At 58.6% G+C, this 19,912-nt stretch carries 14 protein-coding genes, 3 pseudogenes and 1 riboswitch; of the genes and pseudogenes, 4 read left to right on the forward strand and 13 right to left on the reverse strand.

Annotation, left to right across the window (positions count from 1 at the left end):
• Positions 1–80 precede the first annotated feature (80 nt).
• Complete coding sequence (locus X735_RS1000000166815; protein WP_196815339.1) at positions 81–1,085, forward strand: glycosyltransferase family 10; 1,005 nt, start codon at positions 81–83, stop codon at positions 1,083–1,085.
• A 137-nt stretch (positions 1,086–1,222) separates the two neighbouring features.
• Here the strand turns inward: X735_RS1000000166815 and X735_RS144170 are convergent, their stop codons facing one another.
• Positions 1,223–1,576 carry a hypothetical protein gene (locus X735_RS144170; RefSeq protein WP_023737108.1) on the reverse strand — a complete coding sequence of 118 codons (354 nt, stop codon included), beginning with the start codon at positions 1,574–1,576 and terminating at the stop codon, positions 1,223–1,225.
• Positions 1,577–2,533: 957 nt separating this feature from the next.
• Here X735_RS144170 and X735_RS144165 point away from each other — a divergent pair.
• Positions 2,534–3,589, forward strand: coding sequence for a cytochrome-c peroxidase (locus tag X735_RS144165; RefSeq protein ID WP_023812678.1), 1,056 nt, complete (start codon positions 2,534–2,536; stop codon positions 3,587–3,589).
• 458 nt (positions 3,590–4,047) lie between these two features.
• Here X735_RS144165 and metE read toward each other — a convergent pair whose 3' ends face one another.
• From metE to X735_RS144140, 7 genes and pseudogenes are all read right to left on the reverse strand, one after another.
• Positions 4,048–6,399 carry a 5-methyltetrahydropteroyltriglutamate--homocysteine S-methyltransferase gene (gene metE, locus X735_RS144160; RefSeq protein ID WP_031213554.1) on the reverse strand — a complete coding sequence of 784 codons (2,352 nt, stop codon included), beginning with the start codon at positions 6,397–6,399 and terminating at the stop codon, positions 4,048–4,050.
• Positions 6,400–6,493: 94 nt separating this feature from the next.
• Positions 6,494–6,696, reverse strand: a riboswitch (cobalamin riboswitch).
• A gap of 568 nt (positions 6,697–7,264) precedes the next feature.
• The gene (locus X735_RS01000000166140; RefSeq protein WP_050592723.1) at positions 7,265–8,959 is read right to left on the reverse strand and encodes a trehalose-6-phosphate synthase; all 1,695 of its coding nucleotides are present in this window, start codon (positions 8,957–8,959) and stop codon (positions 7,265–7,267) included.
• 877 nt (positions 8,960–9,836) lie between these two features.
• Positions 9,837–10,829 (reverse strand): adenosine kinase, encoded by a 993-nt coding sequence (locus X735_RS144155; RefSeq protein WP_023812682.1) that lies wholly within the window; start codon positions 10,827–10,829, stop codon positions 9,837–9,839.
• A 49-nt stretch (positions 10,830–10,878) separates the two neighbouring features.
• On the reverse strand, positions 10,879–12,051 hold the full coding sequence (gene metK / locus X735_RS144150) for a methionine adenosyltransferase (RefSeq protein ID WP_023812683.1): 1,173 nt from the start codon (positions 12,049–12,051) through the stop codon (positions 10,879–10,881).
• Positions 12,052–12,104: 53 nt separating this feature from the next.
• Positions 12,105–13,442, reverse strand: a complete 1,338-nt coding sequence (glyA, locus tag X735_RS144145; RefSeq protein ID WP_023812684.1) for a serine hydroxymethyltransferase — start codon at positions 13,440–13,442, stop codon at positions 12,105–12,107.
• Between the two features lie 33 nt (positions 13,443–13,475).
• Positions 13,476–13,823 (reverse strand): ArsR family transcriptional regulator, encoded by a 348-nt coding sequence (locus tag X735_RS1000000167885; protein ID WP_023812685.1) that lies wholly within the window; start codon positions 13,821–13,823, stop codon positions 13,476–13,478.
• A 236-nt stretch (positions 13,824–14,059) separates the two neighbouring features.
• A pseudogene (locus X735_RS144140) lies at positions 14,060–14,365 on the reverse strand (recombinase family protein); the annotation flags it as partial.
• Positions 14,366–14,801: 436 nt separating this feature from the next.
• Between X735_RS144140 and X735_RS144135 the strand changes: the two are divergent.
• Together X735_RS144135 and X735_RS144130 are read left to right on the forward strand one after the other, a co-directional pair.
• Positions 14,802–15,104, forward strand: coding sequence for a hypothetical protein (locus X735_RS144135; RefSeq protein ID WP_023671839.1), 303 nt, complete (start codon positions 14,802–14,804; stop codon positions 15,102–15,104).
• Positions 15,101–15,577 carry a PIN domain-containing protein gene (locus X735_RS144130; protein ID WP_023812687.1) on the forward strand — a complete coding sequence of 159 codons (477 nt, stop codon included), beginning with the start codon at positions 15,101–15,103 and terminating at the stop codon, positions 15,575–15,577. Before X735_RS144135 ends, X735_RS144130 begins: the two co-directional genes overlap by 4 nt.
• An 800-nt stretch (positions 15,578–16,377) precedes the next feature.
• On the opposite strand, the gene X735_RS144120 is transcribed toward X735_RS144130, so the two are convergent.
• The 5 genes and pseudogenes from X735_RS144120 to X735_RS144110 form a co-directional block, all read right to left on the reverse strand.
• Entirely contained in the window at positions 16,378–16,872 is a 495-nt protein-coding gene (locus X735_RS144120; protein WP_031194149.1) for a MaoC family dehydratase, read from the reverse strand.
• Positions 16,873–17,281: 409 nt separating this feature from the next.
• Positions 17,282–17,680, reverse strand: coding sequence for a bifunctional hydroxymethylpyrimidine kinase/phosphomethylpyrimidine kinase (locus tag X735_RS1000000169920; protein WP_348625601.1), 399 nt, complete (start codon positions 17,678–17,680; stop codon positions 17,282–17,284).
• 78 nt (positions 17,681–17,758) lie between these two features.
• Positions 17,759–18,339, reverse strand: a pseudogene (locus X735_RS1000000169925) (thiamine phosphate synthase); the annotation flags it as partial.
• Positions 18,336–18,596 (reverse strand): annotated as a pseudogene (locus X735_RS144115) (thiazole synthase); the annotation flags it as partial. The pseudogenes X735_RS1000000169925 and X735_RS144115, both read right to left, overlap by 4 nt.
• A gap of 18 nt (positions 18,597–18,614) precedes the next feature.
• On the reverse strand, positions 18,615–19,772 hold the full coding sequence (locus tag X735_RS144110) for a porin (RefSeq protein WP_023812691.1): 1,158 nt from the start codon (positions 19,770–19,772) through the stop codon (positions 18,615–18,617).
• Positions 19,773–19,912: the final 140 nt, after the last annotated feature.

Below are 19,912 nucleotides of genomic sequence, written 5' to 3' on the forward strand. Positions count from 1 at the left end.
AAGTGCAAAGCGACAATTGCCTCGACAGCGGGTCCCGGAAGGTTTATGCTGCCCAATGTTACCGCAATCCGGAATGGCGATTGAGTACCTTCACGAGTGAAGGGAGTGAAACTTCTTTGTCGGCCAAATTGTTGACGGAACGCCCGGCGCCCATTGTTGCTACATGTCTAGATTCTTGGGGCGTTTTGGATGATGCAATCCACCATCTCACTCCAAAGGGCAGTGGAATCTGGAACAATGTCGCTTTTGTTCGCACGACATCCTTCGTGCCCGATTGGCACATCGTCTTTAACTCTGCTTCTCTTTTCGGGCTCCCTGTTGATATCGAGGCGAGCCCAAACAGGACAATTTTTGCAATCGGCGAACCGCCGACGAAAGCTCATCGCGCGTTTCATGAAGGGCAGGGGAAAAATACTATCGTCCTGACGTGTGACGCAGAGCTGGCTGCTCGGCAGAATGCAGCGCGCCGATTCGTTTTGTCTCCACCTATCACTCGGTCTTGGTCTGTAAACAAGACATATGACCAACTTCTGGTCAGCGAAGTCGTGGATAAGCCGCTTCGGCTCTCATGGATTACCAGTGACATCGCCCTGCTTAAAGGACATCGATATCGGCTGGCGTTTCTGGAACGGCTGAGAAAGGAGCTCGATTTTGACCTGTTCGGCCGAGGTTTTCGGCTGATTGGAGATAAATGGAACGCACTCGCACCTTACCGTTACAGTATAGCGTTCGAGAATACTCGTGCTGATTACTATTTTACAGAGAAGCTTATGGACTGCTTCGTTGCTGAAACAATGCCGATCTATTACGGCAGCCCGGCAATCACGAGGTTCTTCCCTTCGGACTCTATGGTTCTGATTGACCCAGAGGACAAGAACGTAATCCCAAAAATTCAAGAAATCATCGACTCGGACCTCTGGAAGGAACGTCGCGGCGCAATAAGAGAGGCGAAGCGGTTGGTCCTCGAGAAATACAATACGTTTGCTTATCTCGCGGGCTTCATCGAAAGCGTTCAGGATAAACCCTTACCGCCGGAAATTATACACATCGATTCGCCTGAGGTCGATTTTGGAATAGACGAATGAAGTACTCCAACGCTCGCTTCGCGTGCCCGGCGGTCGGTGGTCTGGCGAGATCGGTACGGAACGCTCGGCGGAGAATGCCTGCTGCGCAGACGGGCCGGCACGGGCGCACGAGGTCATGCGCCCCCGGCTGCCGCTGATCAGACGAACTGGGGAAGGCCAGGAACGGAATTGAGGACCTCGTCCACGAGTTCGTCGCCGGCATGTTCCTTGGCGCAGGCGATCGTCTCGTTGGCGAGGCCGGCGATCTTTGCCATGCTGAGACCCTCACTCATCAATTGCTGGCCAAGCCCCATAAGGCCGCCACCCTCTGGGTCGTCGCCATGATACTTCGCTACTAATTCCGAAGCTCCCGGAATGGCCTCGATCATGCGCGCAACGGGACCGTCGGCCGCGTGGCTTTGCAGGAAACCCAGCATTAACCCAACGCCCTTCTCTGCGAGAGCCGGGCCGATGCCGGCACCAGTGGCGATGCGCGGTAAGAATTCTTCCATGCAGGGTCTCTCTCTCTTTGATGAGGTTTACACGGGGCCGGTCCGGCGCCCAGCTCCCTTGGCCGAACCACAATTGAACTCCACAAAAATAGGCCGGCGGAAGTGCTATTGCGCGTAAAACCGCCTCTGTCAACGCAAGCTGCGTCGGACGTGCGTGTTTCGCAAACCGGAGATTCATTCCAATTCACTTCATTACGCATTGGCAACCGCACAGTTTGCGGTGGCTCGCTTATGGGCCACTGCCCCGCGTCCGTCAAATGACGACGACAACGTGGTCATCGCCTAGGATCTGTGGATCGAGGTGTGAGGCAGTTACAGCCGGTGGACCTGCTCAAGCGCCGCGCCGGCACAAGGGCTAGATTGGCGATACTGCGCGTATTGGCCATGTCTTTCCTCGCGTGATGGGATGTTCGTAGAAGCGGAACTATATGCCGGTGTGACGATCGACAAGGCGGACCGGCTATTCCGATAGGACATCCATACTGTCGCATAGACCGTCGCTGCTTAGGTATTGAAACCGCCATCGCTGGTGACATCACAATGTGCAGTCGGCGGGTGTCGATAAGGTCGATTCACGCAATCAGCAGGTCCGGAGGAACGAATGAACCCTGAGGTTTCAAAAGCTCACTTTTCGCAAGGCGTGCAGCGCACATCGTGCAAGAGATTGCCAGTCTTGCGGGTGCTCTCGACTTTCTCAACGATGGCGGGAAGATCGCAGTGACCGAATCTACGAAGCCGCCGCCAGGGCGTGCTTTGATGCATACAAACGGTTGTCGAGCAGGGATACTCCTCCTCCCTGAAGTCCAATCGAGAAGAGCGATCACTTCCAAGAGGGTCCCAGCTCAGCCGCGAAAACAGGTGCCAGACCCCGATCCTCTCCCTCAACTGATCTAGCTCAGGGCGTTCATGAGCCGCAGATCGCATAGTGGCTGCGTGCACGACGCAGGAAGACCATTTATGAAAATCCTATTCAGAACGATGGCTGTCACCTTGCTGGCACCCACCGCCTTTGCTGCGGATTCGATCCCCACCGACCTCAGAGATACGGCATTGGCCACCTTCAGGGCTTTGCCATCCACCACGCCGACAGTAGCCAACAACCCGAACACCCCGGAAAAGATCGCTCTCGGCAAGGCACTGTTCTTCGATCCACGCGTCTCGGCGTCAGGCGTTTTGTCGTGCAACTCGTGCCACAACCTGGCCACGGGCGGCGACGACAATCACGAAACCTCGATCGGCCATGGTTGGCAGAAGGGACAGCGCAACGCGCCGACTGTACTGAACGCTGTCTTCAACATCGCTCAGTTCTGGGATGGTCGTGCCGCAGACCTGAAGGCTCAGGCGAAGGGACCGGTCCAAGCTGGCATCGAAATGGCCAATACACCGGACCAAGTCATCGCCACGCTCAAGTCCATGCCGCAATATGTCGAGTGGTTCGATGCAGCTTTTCCGGCTGAAGCCGATCGGGTCACCTTCGACAACTTCGCCAAGGCGATCGAAGCCTTCGAGGCGACATTGGTCACACCGGCCCCGTTCGACAGCTTCCTGAATGGTGATGAGCTTGCCATGACTTCCGAACAGAAACAGGGCCTGGCGCTTTTCATGGACAAAGGCTGCTCGTCCTGCCATGCCGGCATCAACGTTGGTGGGCAAGCCTATTTCCCCTTTGGCCTCGTGGAACAGCCCAGCGCCGAGGTCCTGCCGGACAAAGACAAGGGCCGATTCGCGGTCACCAATGCAGCCGATGACTACTATGTTTTCCGCGTGGCGCCGCTGCGCAACGTTGCACTCACCGCGCCATACTTTCATTCGGGCAAGGTTTGGGATCTGAAACAGGCCGTCGCTATTATGGGGACCACCCAGCTTGGCGTAGTACTGGCGGACGAAGAAGTTGATCTGCTTGTTGCCTTCCTCAACTCGCTGACCGGAGAGGCACCCGAGGTCACCTATCCCATCTTACCCTCCGAAACGGCGACAACGCCCCGGCCTGTAACGCAGATCTTAGGAAAATAAGGGCCAACTGGCTGCGGACGTCGCAATCGAAAATGATTGCGGCTTTTACTTGGGCCACACGAATTGCCACGTCCATCTCCGAATTGGCGGGACACGCTAGCAATACCCGAAACCTGCAACCTCGCCCGTAGTCTGCGCAAATCAACTGGGGAAGCGGACAGACGCGCAGCATCATATGCAGCATCATATATTGTCGCCGCCTGAGCGAACATGCCAAGCAGTCTACGTTGAGAAACGACGTGTGTACGATTTGTTCGAGGCGCGGGGCCTGTATGTTCCCAAGGACCAATAACTATAGCGTGGTGTCACATTTATATTTCTGCGGGATGAGGACACGTGCCGAAGTAAAATTGCACATTTTCGCCGTGTGGCTTATTTTCAAGAGTGTGATCGGTTTGGCATATTCCCGGCCGACATCTGCCAGCCGGCAACTCCCCACACGGTGAGGAAGAGAAGCCTTACGCCTGCACTTTCTGCCGGAGCGCGCGTGCTGCAGCGACCATGTTCATGAGGGCAGGGCGGACCTCCTCCCATTTGCGTGTTTTGAGGCCACAGTCCGGGTTTATCCACAGTTGGCCGTCGGACAGTCGCTCGCGGGCAAGCATGACTAAGTCCGAAATCTCGCCGACTTCCGGGACGCGTGGTGAGTGAATATCATAGACGCCGGGACCGATTTCGTTCGGATATTTGGAGCTCGTGAAGGCGTCCAACAGCTCCATCTTCGAGCGCGACGTCTCAATCGAAATGACATCCGCATCCATTTCAGCGATCGCGTGAATGATCTCGTTGAACTCCGAATAGCACATGTGGGTATGAATTTGAGTCGCGTCCTTTACACCCGTTGAAGCGATCCGGAAGCATTCGACAGCCCAGTCGAGATAGACTTTCCAGTCAGATTGGCGCAGTGGCAATCCTTCGCGAAACGCGGCCTCATCGATCTGGACCATCCTTGCGCCGGACCTTTCGAGATCCGTCACTTCGTCGCGGATGGCGAGCGCGATCTGGCGGCAGGCTTCGGAGCGGGGTACGTCGTCGCGAACAAAAGACCAGTTGAGAATGGTGACTGGGCCTGTGAGCATTCCCTTCACGGGCTTTTCCGTAAGCGACTGGGCGAATTGCCACCAGCGCACTGTCATCGGATTGCGCCTCGATACGTCGCCGAAAATGATGGGGGGACGCACGTAGCGCGACCCATAGCTTTGTACCCAGGCATGCTGGGTGAGCGCGAAGCCGGACAACTGCTCGCCGAAATGCTGTACCATGTCGTTTCGCTCGAACTCACCGTGCACCAGCACGTCCAGCCCGATCTCTTCCTGCCAGCGAATTGCAGCCTCGATCTCCTTCTTCAGGAACGTCTCATAGTCGACATAGCTCATCTGGCCCTTCGCATGAGCGGCCCGCGCCTTGCGTACCTGCGGCGTCTGCGGGAAGGACCCGATGGTCGTCGTCGGGAACGGCGGCAGCCCGAGTGAGCCGGCTTGGACTCTGGAGCGCTCGCCAAAAGCGCTCTCTCGTCGCTTCGCGCTGTCCTCAATGCTAGCGATCCGCCCCTGAACAAGCGGGTCATGGATCCTCGTGGATGTCACGCGCGTGGCGGCAGCCTCGGCAGACGCTTTCAACGCGCCTGCCACCGCATCCCTGCCTTGGGACAGGGCCCGGGCCAGCAAGACCAGCTCGTCGGTCTTCTGGGCCGCGAAGGCGAGCCACGACCTGATGTCGGCGTCGAGTTCCGTCTCCATGCGCAGATCAATCGGCACATGCAGCATCGAGCAAGAAGGCGCGATCTCGACGCGGTCCAAGGGCCAGCCGGCGACGATCGGTTTGATGCGGTCGAGAATGGCGGGCAGGTTCGCACGCCAGACGTTGCGGCCATCGATCAAGCCAAGCGAGAGCACCAGATCCTTCGGAGCGAGCCGACCCACCGTTTCCAGCTGCTCGGGAGCGCGCACGAGATCAATATGCAGCCCGGCCAGGGGCAGAGAAACCGCGGTTTCGAGATTGTCTCCCAGCGACCCGAAATACGTAGCCAGCATGATCTTCAGCTCGGGCGCGGCTTTCGACAGCTGGCCATAGGCGAATTCGAACGCAGCTCGTTCGTTCGGGTTCAGATCGAGGACAAGCGCTGGCTCATCGATCTGCACCCAGTCGGCTCCCGACAGCTTCAGCTTCTGCAGGACTTGCTCGTAAACGGGCAGCAGCCGCGGTAGGAGCGCGATGGGACCGAACCCCTCGGCAGGCGATTTCGCCAGCTTGAGGAAGGTGATGGGTCCAAGGATGACTGGGCGTGTGTGAATGCCGAGAGCTTTAGCCTCGAGGAAGTAATCGACCGGCTTCGATGACGAGAGGGCGAAGGTCTGATCATCATCGAGTTCCGGCACAATGTAGTGGTAGTTGGTGTCAAACCACTTGGTCATTTCCATCGCGGTTACACCAGGTCCATGAGCCTCCTCCTGGTGACCAGCGTGTCCACAATCCTCCGTCTGACCCTGGTTGCCGCGCGCCATTGCGAAGTAGATGTCAAGTGGGACCTCGCCGCTATTCCAGCCGTAACGGGATGGAACGGCCCCAACCATGGCTGCGGTGTCGAGCACATGGTCGTAAAGCGAGAAGTCGTTCGACGGGATTTTCGACACGCCGCGATCGCGCTGCTCTTCCCAGCTAGCGGCACGGAGCGCCTTCGACGTCGTGAGAAGGTCGCCAGCGGACGATGTTCCGGACCAGTAGCTTTCAAGCGCGAATTTCAGTTCTCGCCGACGACCGAAGCGCGGCACGCCGAGCGTTGCTACAGGAATTTCCTGAGAGTCAGTCATGTCATACCCCGATGGTTGGGGCGCCGATGACAAGGAAGGCGCTAGCAGGCCGGCACGAACGCCGGCTTGCAGCGGCCACCGAGACACCCCGCCCGTGGACGTAATTCGCCGTGGCAGGTCTCCTGGCTCGCGGGGTCATAGCCTCTACCCGTCTTCCTGAGGGTATTCGCCTCAGTGACATGAGTGGGGTTGGCTCGCCGCTAACAGTTGCGGGGGCAGCGCCGGCATTGCACCGGCTTCCCTCTTAGCTCCGCTGCGGCAGCGCCGCACGCGAGAACCACGACACGCAGACAATCACAGCAGTCCGCTCTTTTGTCAATGACGCATAACGAAATGTTTATGTCGTTATGTGATTTCGCTTTTACGCTTGTCTAACATTGTGAAATATTCAGTCGCCCATTGGCGGCGCTGCTCCGCTGCCACCATTGTCCAACTAATGGATCCCTGTCGGGCTGCGACATCCCTCGCAGGTCGCCGATGAAGGATTTCGGACAAGACTTCAAGCGCGTGACAACGTCATTAGAATGCAGAAGATCGCATTGGTGGCGATGTTTAACGATGCGGCCGCAAGCCGTGCGTGCGTGGTAGAAGCGGTTTTCTCGGAGTGAGCGCCAAACCGTGGTCCGAGGGGAATTGGCACGCCAGTCGTCATCACGGGTGACTAGGCAATCGTGATGACTCCGCTCGGCGGCAAGAGACCACACTGACGGAGCCTGGCTCAAGGGTCTGATGCAAAGCCCGACTGTGGTCCCGATAAGCCGCTTAAGCCGCATTCAGGCGGTCAGGATAAGTATCTCTCTCTCCAAGCGCTCGGCATTGAGGGATGCGCAAATGCAGGCAAAGCTCGCGTGCTTCATATTCTGCATCATACGATCGGCAGGACCCAGTTTTTATCCAGTGCACGCGTCAGCGCGGTGTGCAATTCTGGCTCGGTCCGATACGAAGGCATTTGGGCCTCGCTGATCCAGCCCAAGCCAACATAGTGGAAGTGATCCGCAGGGACCGTAACCCGGCTGCTGTCCAGTTGCCGAACGAAGTCCGCTGACCAATGGTGGATCGTATACGCTTCAAGTTTGTCCATCATCCTCCGCCAGCGTTGGATGCGTTCTTCGCGCGGCATGCTGGCCGCTCTTGAGATCGCGGTAGCTATCTCGTCGGAGAGCCTCGGATTTACCAGCAGGGCGTCCTCGCCGAAGTCTTCGGCCGCGCCGGCAAACTTCGATAACACCAGAACGCCAGGGTCGCTCGGATCTTGTGCAGCAATGTATTCTTTCGCCACAAGATTCATGCCATCGCGCAACGGCGTCACAACACAAACACGCGCGGCTCTGTAAAGACCCGATATCTCAGCTTGGGTGAACGACCTGTTCTCATAGATAATCGGCATCCACTCGTCCGTGCCATGCCGGTTGTTGACTTGATTGACGAGTCTTTCGACGTCGCGCCGATATTCGCTGTACGCTTGGATGTCGCCACGTGAGGGAGTTGCGATTTGCAAGAGCGAGACACGTTGCGGCTCGACTGCCAGCAGATCGAAAGCTTTAATCCGATTGTCGATGCCCTTGGTGTAGTCGAGCCGATCGACGCCGATAACTAGCTTTGCTCCGCCGAGTTTCAACTGCGAAATGTAGGCTTTCTGCGCCTCAAGCGAATCTGCGGCACACTGTTCGAATTGCTTCGGATCGATACCTATAGGAAAATTTTGGCATTGCGTCTGGCCATGGTCCGAGAAAACGACCCCGTTCTTGCTCTCCAGCCCCAAATGAGATTGGACACAGGCGAGGAAATTGCTCACATCACGGTCGGTCTGGAATCCGAGCAGATCATACTCGAGCATACATTTCATTAGCTCGCGAGAATTGGGCACGCGCTCCATCATGTCAGACTCGGGCCATGGCGTATGCAGGAAATGGCCGATCGGCCGGTCAATGCCGAGTCTGTGCAAATCAGCGCCGAGCGGCAGGAAATGGTAGTCATGAACCCAGTAGACTGCGTTATCTCCCAATTCGGACACCGCGCGCGCCATGAAGGCATTGACGTCGCGATAACTTTCATAATCCTCTTCCGAGCCTGAGATCCGGTCCGGCAGCGAGTGGAGCGCCGGCCACAATATTGAATTTGCAAAACCTTGATAGTACCGAGAATAGTCCGCTGCCGGCCCATCGAGCCACCCGATTTGACCTTTGCCACGCTGCACGAGGGGCACCTGTTGCTTATCCCCGTCGCCCAGATGCTCGGAAAAACCTACCCAGACCGCGCCGGAACGCTCCACGACGCACTCCAGGGCCGCCGAAAGCCCGCCTGTCTTGGGCTGATCAGAATTGACAGTCGCACCGCGGTTGGAAATTGCGATAAGACTCCTATGTGGCTGCTGGGCCGCCGTGTTGAAGCGCTGGTCTGCGGCTGAGACAACAGGACGGGACGGGCCAACTTCGGCTTGTTGTTCTCGCTCCTGTGGCAAGTCTCTCAGGGGTTGTTCAAAAGCGATTAGTTCGTGAACAGCCCCAGTTTGCCATGTGAGGTTCCGGCGCGGCGAGTTGGCGTTGTTCAATGCGTCCATTTCATGCCTCCGTTGAATATTCCCCATGATGGAGCAACTGGCATTCCCAGATTGGCACACCCCCTGCTGACGAGAATCTGACGAGCGTCAGAGCAAATGGCGACCGATTGTCGCGTTTCGGCTTCGGCGCCCTCAAGAACCGGCTTATCGCGAAAATAGCTGGCGACCCGATCGAGCGGACCGTGCTTGCGGTAATTGTTGGATTGTTCGGATAAGAGATACACCCAGTAGATGCCAGCACCTGTTGAAATGAACTGAAACTATGTCGCTGCCGCCAAGGCCGCCGGGCACCGTGATGCGATCCTGCGTCTGCCGAAGAGTTTTGACACGGAGATCGGAGAGAGCGGGATAGTCCCTTTCCGCCCGTCAGGGCCCGTTTTTGAATCCCTTCCTCGTTGCCCTCGACGATCCCAAAATCGTGGAAGCCAGACCGCGATGTGAATACCAGCCAGGCGAGCACTTCCTGAATCCGCGAATGCCGGGCTCCACATCCGGCGCCTCGTCGAGATTGACGAAGATGAAGCCCTGCTGCCAATTCCGCTGGTCCCATACCAATGGCGAACCAGTCTGCCCGCATTCGGCATCGTGGGACGTGATCGCAAGTCAAGTGCTCCGACGGACGCCGCGAGTTCTCCGTTACCTCAGGAACCTTACTGGCCTTCCCCAAGCTGAGCTTCTGGAAAATGCCGGTGGCGATCTCGATGACGGTGAATGCCGTCAAGGCAAGCCCGCCTTGCACCGCTCTTCCAGCGAGCTTCACGGCAGCAGAATCGGTCAGTTCTCCGAAGCGAATGGCTGTCGCTATCAGCGAGCTTTGACACAGTTCCGCCACTGCGATGATCGCGTCAGTAGGGCGGCTGGTTAGTTGCCCGCGCATCTACAGCAACCCAGCCCGTTCCGCCTCGCGGCGCAAATTCTGCCTTGGCCTTGGGCCGATCTGCTGGATCACCAGGCCGGCCGCCAGCGAGCCAAGGTCGCCGCAGGTCTTGAGGTCGCGGCCCTGCGTGTAGCCATGCAGGAAACCGGCGGCGTAGAGATCGCCGGCGCCCGTCGTGTCGACCAGCTCCTTGATGGCGGTCGCATGGATGACCACGGTCTCGTCGCCGCGCACGATAACCGAGCCTTTTTCCGAGCGTGTGACGGCGGCGATCTTGCAGTCCTTGCGGATCTGCGCCACCGCTTCGTCGAAGGACGAAGTCTGGTAGAGCGACTTGATCTCGTCGCTGTTGGCAAAGACGATGTCGACGGTGCCCGAGCGCATCAGATCGAGGAACTCGTCGCGGTAGCGGTCAACGCAAAACGAATCCGACAGTGTCATCGAGACTTCGCGCCCGGCCTCGTGCGCGAGCTTCGCCGTCTGCCGGATCGCCTCCTTGGCGCGCGGCGGGTCCCACAGATAGCCCTCGAAATAGGTGACCTTGGCGCCAGACGCCTTGTCGGCCTCGACATCCTCCGGCCCAAGCTCGACGCAGGCGCCGAGATAGGTGTTCATCGAGCGCTCGCCGTCCGGGGTGACGAAGATCATCGAGCGCGCCGTCGGCGGCTCGCCCTCGAGCGGCCTGGTGTCGAAGGCAACGCCCTGCGCATGGATGTCGTGCGCATAGATTTCGCCCAGCGCATCGTTGGACACCTTGCCGAAGAAGGCGGCGCGGCCGCCGAAGCTGGCGACGCCGGCCGCCGTGTTGCCGGCGCTGCCACCGGAGGCCTCGATCGCCGGCCCCATGTGGCTGTAGAGCAGCTCGGCGCGCTTGGTATCGATGAGGTTCATGGCACCCTTGATGATGCCGTTGGTCACCAGAAAAGCGTCGTCGCACTGGGCGATGATGTCGACAATGGCATTGCCGATGCAAAGCACGTCATAATCCGGCATCAATGTCTCCGCTTGGGCTTTCCGCTTGCCAATTCGCTCGCCGGCGGCTTCACGGGGCGGCTAGTCCTGCCTCGCGACGCAATTCGTCCGCCCTGTCTGTCTTCTCCCAGGTGAAATCAGGCTCTTCACGGCCGAAATGGCCATAGGTGGCTGTATTGCGGTATATAGGGCGCAAGAGATCAAGCATCTTGATAATGCCTTTCGGTCTGAGATCGAACAACTCAAGAATGAGGCGCTCGATCCTGCTTTCCTCAACCCTGGCTGTCCCGAACGTGTTGACCATGACGGAAACCGGACTGGCCACGCCGATTGCGTAAGCAAGCTGCACCTCGCACACGTCCGCAAGTCCGCTAGCGACGATGTTCTTTGCGACATAGCGGGCTGCATAGGCAGCCGAGCGGTCAACCTTGGACGGGTCCTTGCCCGAGAAGGCGCCGCCGCCATGACGACCCATCCCGCCATAGGAATCGACGATGATCTTGCGTCCAGTGAGACCGCAGTCGCCGCGCGGCCCGCCGACTACGAACCGCCCCGTCGGGTTGACCAGAATTCTGATGCCTTCCGTCTCCAGGTGGGTCGGCAGGACAGGCTTTATGATTTCCTCAATGACGCCCTCGCGGACAGTCTCTTGCGAGACCTGCTCGTCATGTTGCGTCGACACGACGATGGTATCCAGGGCGACCGGGCGCAACCCCTCATAGCGCACTGAGACTTGGGATTTCATGTCAGGACGCAACCAGCCAAGCTGTGCCTTCCGGACATACGCCTGCCGTTTCGTCAAGCGATGAGCGAGCTGGATCGGCAAAGGCATCAGGGTATCGGTTTCGCGGCATGCGTAGCCGAACATGAGGCCCTGATCTCCCGCTCCCTGCTGGAGGTCTTGCCCTCTTCCCTCGTCAACGCCTTGGCTGATGTCGGGCGACTGCTCGGTGAGGGCATGGACGACGGAGCAACGCCGGCCGTCGAAGCCGACGGCCTCGTCGTCGTACCCAATGTCGAGAATCGTATCGCGCGCAACTTGGCTGTAATCCACCTGGGCATCGCTGGTAATCTCGCCAGCCAGAACGACTATCCCTGATTTTACCAACGCTTCACAGGCGACGCGCGCCTTGGGATCTGTGCGGAGGATGGCGTCGAGGATGGCATCCGAGATGTTGTCGGCCAACTTATCCGGGTGCCCCGCGCCAACCGATTCGGAAGAGAACACGAACTGCCTAGCCATGAATACCTCGCTTCGGGTGTTGGATGTGGTATGGGCATTTTGCTTGGCCCACCTTACTTGTCGGAGATGCCCGGGACCTCGAACGCAGCGCACAAGTCGGCAACGTCTCTTCGCACGCAGGCATGGAGATCTTCGTCGTCTGGCCGCTGGAGGACGGAGTCAATGAAGCCAGCAATTTGCTCCATTTCCACATCGCGCATGCCCATTGACGTCACTGCTGGTGCCCCCAGGCGAATTCCGCTTGTGACCGCCGGATCCCGCGGGTCGCCAGGCACCATATTAAAGTTTGTGATGATTCCTGCCTTTGCTAGTCGCTCGGCATAGGCCTTGCCCGATAGTGGCCGATTGCGAAGATCAAGGATCAGCATGTGATTGTCCGTCCCCCCGGTCACCAGGTCATGGCCTCGCTCAAGCAGTGCATGTGCCAGAGCCTTGGCGTTCTTGACCGTCTGTTGGCCGTAGCTTCGGAAGAACGGGTTCGCGGCTTCGTGCAAGGCAACCGCTAGCGCAGCGATGGCATTCATGTGAGGCCCGCCTTGCAGGTGAGGGAAGACCGCCCGGTCTATTCGTCTGGCGAGATTGTATTTGCTCTTTGTATGATACAGGGCCTGATAGCGATCTTCGTTCCTTGACAAAATGAAGCCACCGCGGGGACCGCGGATCGACTTGTGGGACGTGCTGCTGACCACGTCGCAATGGCCCACGGGATTCGGGTGCGCTCCCGCGGCAATCAGGCCGCTGATGTGCGCAATGTCGGCTACGAGATAGGAGTTCGCTTCCAGGGCAATTTCTGCCATTGCCGCGTAGTCAAAGACACGCGGGTAAGCAGTTCCGCCGACCCAAATGAGCCGCGGCCGTTCCCGCTTGGCTGTCTCGCGCAAGCGGTCATAGTCAATCTGCTGTGTCGTTTCATCCAACCCATAGGGCACGCGTTGATAGTCAGTACCGGAAAAGTTGATGGCCCAACCATGAGTCAGATGGCCCCCTTCCGGAAGGGGCAAGCCCATGACTTTGTCACCGGGACTCAAAAGCGCACGATAGACAGCCTGGTTGGCCGGCGAGCCGGAATAAGGCTGGACGTTGGCATGCTCGCTGCCAAATAGTGATTTCAGGCGCTCAATGGCTAGATTCTCAAGCTCATCAACGATCTCGTTTCCAGCGTAGTAGCGCGCACCGGGGTACCCCTCGGCGTACTTGTTCGTGAAAATCGAGCCGTTCGCTTCCAGCACGGCCGAGGACGCAAAGTTCTCTGAGGCGATGAGCTTGAGGGTCGTCCGCTCCTGCCGCTCCTGTCTCAGAAGCAGCTCGTGAACGCGGCAATCAACCGCGGCCAAGGAAGACCGCCCGTGGGTGTCGGGCTGTGCGATCGCACCGTCTGCGGAGTTGTCCATGGTAGCTTCGCGCTCCAATTGGATTGACCTATTTCACGAGCACGCGGTCCCCTTCGGCCGCGTGTCTCGTACCGCTTCGAGCCGCTGCAGGTCCTGTTTATGATAGCCGTCGCGATGGGGCAGGAGATCGACCAATAATTGAACCAGCCCGCCGTCGTTGGATCCTACGTTGAGATGGTACGAGCGCCACGGAGGCTGTTCGTTGCAGCAAAGAAAGTCGGCTCTGGCGAGCAGCCGGACGTGTCGCGCAACCCGCTCTCGACACACGCCCAGAATCTCCGCTAGCTCGCAGACAGTTAGGTCCGCATGCGCACAAAGGCCCAGGATTCGAAGGCGGTCTGGATGCGCTGCCATGCGTAGGCGACTAACCAGTGTCATCATGGCTCAGGACCAAGTCCTACCGAATTTCTCATTTCGCGTCTCCACAGAAGCTGCAGATTTCGAAGGTTGTCCAACGACCGGACAAATCTCGGTGGCCGTGACGACCGTCGATATCCTGTGTCCAACAAACAAATGGGCGCTCTTCCTGCCTTTAGCCGAACCTGCAGGCAGTTGGGCCAGTCGAAGATAAGCGGGGCGACGGTTTGGAACCACTGACCTCAGACGTTGCAATAAGCCTACCATTCACAGCAAGCCGGAGTTGCTAAGAGTCTATGAATTTCCTTGAAGGATCTGTTGCAACGTTTGCCCAGCCTGGCCTGCTCCCGGTTTGCAGCGGTCATCGTCAGGCGATCCATCGCCTCTGCGAGCACGATCAGGAATTTGCCCTCCATCGCATCGCTGATCAGCTCCTGAAGGCCGGGACGCAACAGCGACGCGCCCCAGATCGCGGGGTGGGTATTGCTGTCTACGACTGTCCAGCCTTGCTTTTCAGCACGCAAGCAGCAGAGCCGCAACTGATCCTCGATCGAGGCGTCTCGGTGTTTGCCAGTTGACTAGCGAGCGCCAAGCGCGACCTTCATGAGGCGGCCCCTTACTCCGGGACGCGGTCTCGCGTTTGGCTATCCGTTTCGGCTTGAACGAAATCCCGTGCGGCCTGTCGCGCCAGCAAGGACCAGATTGACGAAGCGTCGATCGGGCTTCGGCAACGCAGGCACAGCCGATTCGCGGGCCGCGCCGGCGACCACACGAAGCTTTTCGGCTGTTGCACGTTTCGGTCGCGCTTTGATCGCGTTCCTGTCCTGACGCGAAATACTCCGTTTCGCGACAATGATGCCAATCACAGTGCTTCGACAAGATGGAAATTGTTTTTGATCAATAACGCGCCTCGCGCAGGAGCCAGTGCTGGCCGATGACGGGGCACCTTGTGCTCCGAAGAAGCCAAGGCTATATATCCGGATAGAGAACCGGAGGCACGCGATGGGCAACACTGCACAGAAGAGAGCCATCGAGAACTATCGCTCTCGCCTGGCTGAGCGCGGCATCGCGCGGTTCGAGATCCAGGCGTTCGACGCAGACCGCGATCTACTGCGAACTCTTGCCCGAAAATTAACGGAGAGCGGGCCGGATGCCCGACAGCTTCGTCGGACCATACAGCAAGCCGTGGCGGGTGAGCCACCGAAAGCGGGCAGCATTCTCGCCGCGTTGCGTCGCTCGCCTCTGGTTGGCTCCAATCTCGACCTCAGCCGGCCGCGCGAAGAGGGGCGCAAGATCGACCTGTGACGCGCTACCTTCTTCATACCAATATCATCAGCAACGTCATAAAGCCGGAGCCTTCGGGCTCGTTGCTGGCCTGGATGGGCGCGCAGAAGGACGAAGACCTCTTCATTGCTTCGCTTACTGTCGCCGAAATTCGCCGAGTCATCCTAGAGAAGCCGAAGGGGAAAACGCGCAGCAGCCTTGAAACTTGGTTCGAGGGCTCCGAAGGCCCGCAAGCGCTGTTCGCTGGCCGCGTGCTATCGTTCGACGAGAAAGCCGGCCTCGTGTGGGCGCGGCTGATGGCCAACGGCAAAGCCAGAGGCCGTTCGCGGAGCGCCCTAGACACAATCATTGCCGCTGTAGCCGAAGCCAACGAGTGTGTCGTAGTGAGCGACAATGGAAAGGACTTCGAGGACGTTCAGATAATCAACCCGCTCCGTAGCTCTGGAAGCCAAGCCGGTGATGATAGCTCCAACGGTCCGGCCGATTCAATTTGAGGATTTCAGCGGCACGGAGTCCGAACGTCTCGTGTTCGCCTACCTTTAGCGATGGCTGGATTGATCTTGCTTAGTTCGGCCATGGCGTCTCTTCCAGTTCCGCTTTAATGCCATCCCGGTTCATCTAGTCAGCTCGATCTACCAACAGTTCGCACGCACGAGCGCCGCGGACAAGGCGCGATCGCAGGGACTGCGCGATATGCGTGTCGAGCTCGTCCATCTTACACTCGATCTCGTCTTCGAAGCCCTCTCGCCACACGCCACTGTAGGCGATGCCGCGCGCGGCTCGGGGCCTTCTCATCGAGGCTTTCTCGCGACTGGTCTGGCGCGCTACCAATGGCAAGTTCGCCCGCCGGGAACTCGTCGGTCTGTACTCCCAGCTCTGGGAGTCCACATCAACTGCGGAGCTCTTGGCATCGCCGTGTTCTGCCTTTAGCTGGCAGCTCTCGAGCTCGACGAGCAGCCGATCAGCGATGACCCGCGACCTCAAGTTCGACCCGGTTGACTCGATAACACCCTATTGGCAGATTCAGTCGGGGAGGATCTGCTCACTCCGATCACAAGCCGATCTTTCAACCCCGTGGTCGGGAATTCTCCATGGACTTCGTGAAGAAGGAATGCAGCGCCGAAAGCCGAAGCGCTTCCGATACATCGACGCCCCTTCCGAGACGGAGCCCCGATTAGGCATTCCTGCCACTCTATCTAGCCGACCCCCGTGGCCGCGTTGCCGATCGGTGCGCACTGGTCGCCTACATCGCCCCGGCACGTGAAGATCGTCTCTGCTGACGCTCGTTGACAATTCAGGCCGCCTCCGGCTGGCGTTTGATCAGCGTCAGCGTCAACCAGCGCGCGGTCAGCGCCGGCTTTTTCGAGCCCTCGATCTCAATCGTCACGCCCAGCGCCGTCTGCACCCAGCCCGACGGCCTGACCTTGACGTCGGCCAGTACGAAACGGGTGCGGATGCGCGATCCGGTTTTCACCGGCGCCAGGAAGCGCAGCGATTCGAAGCCATAGTTGACACCCATCTTGCAGTTTTCGAGCGGCCGCATGGTCTCGAAAGTCATCGCCGACAAAAGCGAAAGCGACAGGAAGCCATGTGCGATGGTGCCGCCGAACGGCGTCTCGCGCTTGGCGCGCTCCGGATCGCAGTGGATGAACTGGTGGTCATCGGTGGACTCGGCGAACTGGTCGATCATCCGCTGCGAGACCACCCGCCACGGCGACACGCCGACTTCCTTGCCGACGCTGGCCAGAAGCTCGTCGAGACTGATCGGTTCCAAGCTAATGTCCTCCATTTCAACCGTCCGAAGCGCGAGCGGCTTCATTCCGTGAACAGTGTCAGCCATGCTGCACCGACTGCCGGCCATCCATCGGCAGGATGGCCCCGGTGAGATGACTGCCGTCACAGCTGCACGAATAGAGCGTTCCGCCGGCAATCTCATTCGGCGCACCGATGCGGCCGATCCGAACATGGCTGCAGACGAGCCGGCTTGTACTCGGTCGCGGTGCGCGTCCTGCAGGCCGCCGAAAGCAGCTCGTCTTGCTACGGATGATCATTCCGCCGGCGTCGCTATGCGGTATTGTCGCAGATTGATAAAATCAATTGTCTGGATAGGAACCATCCGTGTCTCGAATGGTGGAGGAGTAGTCCAGCAGACGGGGTGGCTTGTGGTCCTTCTTGAAGCGCGCCGACCTCATTGGCCGCTAGCTCTGAGCCGGCAAGAAGCGCCAGTTCAATGACATTGGGTGTCGACACGGCAAAGCGGCATCAGATGCTACTTCATGATGCGGGATGGCGCTTGCTTCAAGAAGCGCTCGGCCTGACGTGGAAGCCAGCACCGGATCTGGATTGTCGGTATGCCCCCGATATTCGCGCAGCACAGCGGCAACCGCAGCGACGATGATCTCAGCCGTTGCGAGCATGCCAACCTTGGTGCCGGCCACTCTGTTAGCTTGAAGCGCAGCGCGCATTTGATCCGTCACCAGACCGGGTTGCGTAACTTGGATTTCCAAGGCGTCTTCCTGGGTTTGAACCGTCAGCGCGCTGACAGCAAAGGCAGGTGCGCACGTCAAGGCAAGCGATCGTCTCGATCTCGCGGGCAAATTCCAGCCCCACCGCGGGAATCTGACCCGATAACAACGAGCAGATGCGGTTCTCGCCCCAGCGCCATTGTTCTGTCTTTCGATGCATTCTCGCGTGCGCGCTTCTGGGGCGTCGTTCAGCGCAAAGTCGGTGACTATGGCTGCGCTTTCCGCGCCAGCCTCGAAAAACGCGTTCGAGCCGGTCAGGTTGAGGCCGCCGATGGAGACCAATGGGATCGGCGCGACCTGGTGCTTCCACTCGCTGATCCGCTCGAGCCCTTGCGACGCCCATTCATCTTCTTGAGGCTAGTTGGATAGACTGGACCGAGCGCCACATACTCCGGCTCGGCCACTGGCGCCGTTTCCAGTTCGGTGTGATCGTGGATCGAAAGGCCGAGCTTCAATCCGGCATATTTAATCGTCAGCATCGGCGGCAGCCAAATCCTTTTGACCAAGATGGACGAAGTCGCAGCCTTCCTCGATTGCCGTGCGCCAATTGTCGTTGACGCTCACTTGGCAACCATGGACCGCGCAGGCGTCGTTCGCGCGGCGGATTTCCGTCTGCAGTCCTTTCTCGTCCATATCCTTTATCCGGAGCTGCAGCAGACGCACGCCGAGCGGCGCCAGCCGGTCAACCCAGCCGGCACGTCGAAATTCAGATAGAAGGGATCGAGCTTCATGAGAAGACAGCCCTGCCGACCTTCGGTGAGTAGCGCGGTTCGAGCATTCCAGTGCTAGCTTCACGAATGGCATCGACCCCCTTGCCGAACGCACGCGCCATCCCGACCGGATCGGCCGCCCTCGGGACCGCCGTGTTCAGGAGCACGGCGTCAAACCCGAGCTCCATGACGTCGCCGCGTACGACGGCCGTCCGAGCCGTGCATCCACAATCAAACGGAATGTAGGGGAAATGTCCGCGCATCAACTGCACCTCGGAGCTCAACGCTTCATCGCATTAGAATGAGCGTTCGAAACGCAGGATACCGCCGACACTGCTCTTCTTGTTGGCATTGGCCCAGTTCACTTCGGAAGCTTTCACCTTTCCGACGGCGGAGCCTCCGTAGCGGTCGTAGTCGAGTTCAGCCGTAACTGTGAAATCTGGAAGAAGCGCATAGGCGACGTTCGCAGCGACACCATAGTTCTTGAGCTGATCACCCGAGAGCTGAAGGTTGAACGAAGTTGTCTCGTTGACCTCGTAAGCGGCGCCAGCCCAGAAAGCCCAGTTCCCGCCCCAAATCTTATAGAAGCCGCGACCATGAGCGTCGATCGCGTTCATGGAGTCGTCGTTGAGCTTGCCATTGGAACGGTAGCCGAACATTCCGAACAGCAACAGTTCGTTGGTGACATTGATGTCGACACGGACCTTGGCGGCCACCGATTCGTAGTTGCTATCATAACCAGCAACGCCGGTGATCGCTCCCCAGCCATGTGTGTATTTCAAGCCGCCGACTATGTGCGGAGCGTAGTTGTCGATTGTGCCCACCACGCCTGAGCCTTCTTCGAGCGAAACCACGGCGGAAAAGCCGTTCGCGGCGTCGAAGTAGTACTGGACCACATTGGTATCCAAAGCGCCGTACGGAACCGGCGTCTGGTTGAGTACGTCACCCGCGCCGCCAATAAACATGTCGAAGGCCGACCAGTCCTTACCAACTCGGAGGCCACCAAGCTGAATCCAGGCGAAAGTCAAGATGCTGTCTCCGTTGAAGGCATAGGACCGAGAACTGTCCGAAACCGAAGTGTGGCGGTTACCGAAATTCACGCGGGTTTCGGTGTAGGTCTTCAACGTGCCGAGTTCGGTCTCCTGGCCGGTCCAAGCTTTCAGTGTGAAGCGCGTGTTGTTTTGCCATGTACCCTGATCCTCACCGGTCCTCACATCTGAGGTTCTTGCGTGGTAAAACAATCCGACATCGCCCAAGCCCACGTAGTAGCTGAGATAGCCGCCGATGCGCAGGCAGGTCTCGGTGCCTGAAATAAAGACGTAGCTGGAGCCGTAGACGTCGCAGATCTTGAGGTACTCAGTGGGATCAGGCTCGGGGACGATGATCACGGCGCGAGCGTCGGAAGCGGCGATCAGTGCCGCAGTTGAGCCGAGGAGGAGGCTCCCAATGGTCATTGTTGATCTCCGTCTAAATAGTAAAAGGAATCGAGACCGATAAATGATTTTTGCTAAGCGAACGATTGATAGCGAATCAAGCTTAATTCTAGGAGTGTTGCTGCACCTGCCGTGCTAATGCTTAGGAGAATTTAGAATGT

It is taken from the genome of Mesorhizobium sp. L2C084A000, assembly GCF_000502875.1.
Lineage (GTDB): Bacteria > Pseudomonadota > Alphaproteobacteria > Rhizobiales > Rhizobiaceae > Mesorhizobium.

Coding starts and splice junctions, on each gene's coding strand:
- X735_RS144170 (WP_023737108.1), bottom strand. CDS start 1,576: ATGGAAGAATTCTTACCGCGCATCGCCACTGGTGCCGGCATCGGCCCG.
- X735_RS144165 (WP_023812678.1), top strand. CDS start 2,534: ATGAAAATCCTATTCAGAACGATGGCTGTCACCTTGCTGGCACCCACC.
- metE (WP_031213554.1), bottom strand. CDS start 6,399: ATGACTGACTCTCAGGAAATTCCTGTAGCAACGCTCGGCGTGCCGCGC.
- X735_RS01000000166140 (WP_050592723.1), bottom strand. CDS start 8,959: ATGGACGCATTGAACAACGCCAACTCGCCGCGCCGGAACCTCACATGG.
- X735_RS144155 (WP_023812682.1), bottom strand. CDS start 10,829: ATGCCGGATTATGACGTGCTTTGCATCGGCAATGCCATTGTCGACATC.
- metK (WP_023812683.1), bottom strand. CDS start 12,051: ATGGCTAGGCAGTTCGTGTTCTCTTCCGAATCGGTTGGCGCGGGGCAC.
- glyA (WP_023812684.1), bottom strand. CDS start 13,442: ATGGACAACTCCGCAGACGGTGCGATCGCACAGCCCGACACCCACGGG.
- X735_RS1000000167885 (WP_023812685.1), bottom strand. CDS start 13,823: ATGATGACACTGGTTAGTCGCCTACGCATGGCAGCGCATCCAGACCGC.
- X735_RS144135 (WP_023671839.1), top strand. CDS start 14,802: ATGGGCAACACTGCACAGAAGAGAGCCATCGAGAACTATCGCTCTCGC.
- X735_RS144120 (WP_031194149.1), bottom strand. CDS start 16,872: ATGGAGGACATTAGCTTGGAACCGATCAGTCTCGACGAGCTTCTGGCC.
- X735_RS144110 (WP_023812691.1), bottom strand. CDS start 19,772: ATGACCATTGGGAGCCTCCTCCTCGGCTCAACTGCGGCACTGATCGCC.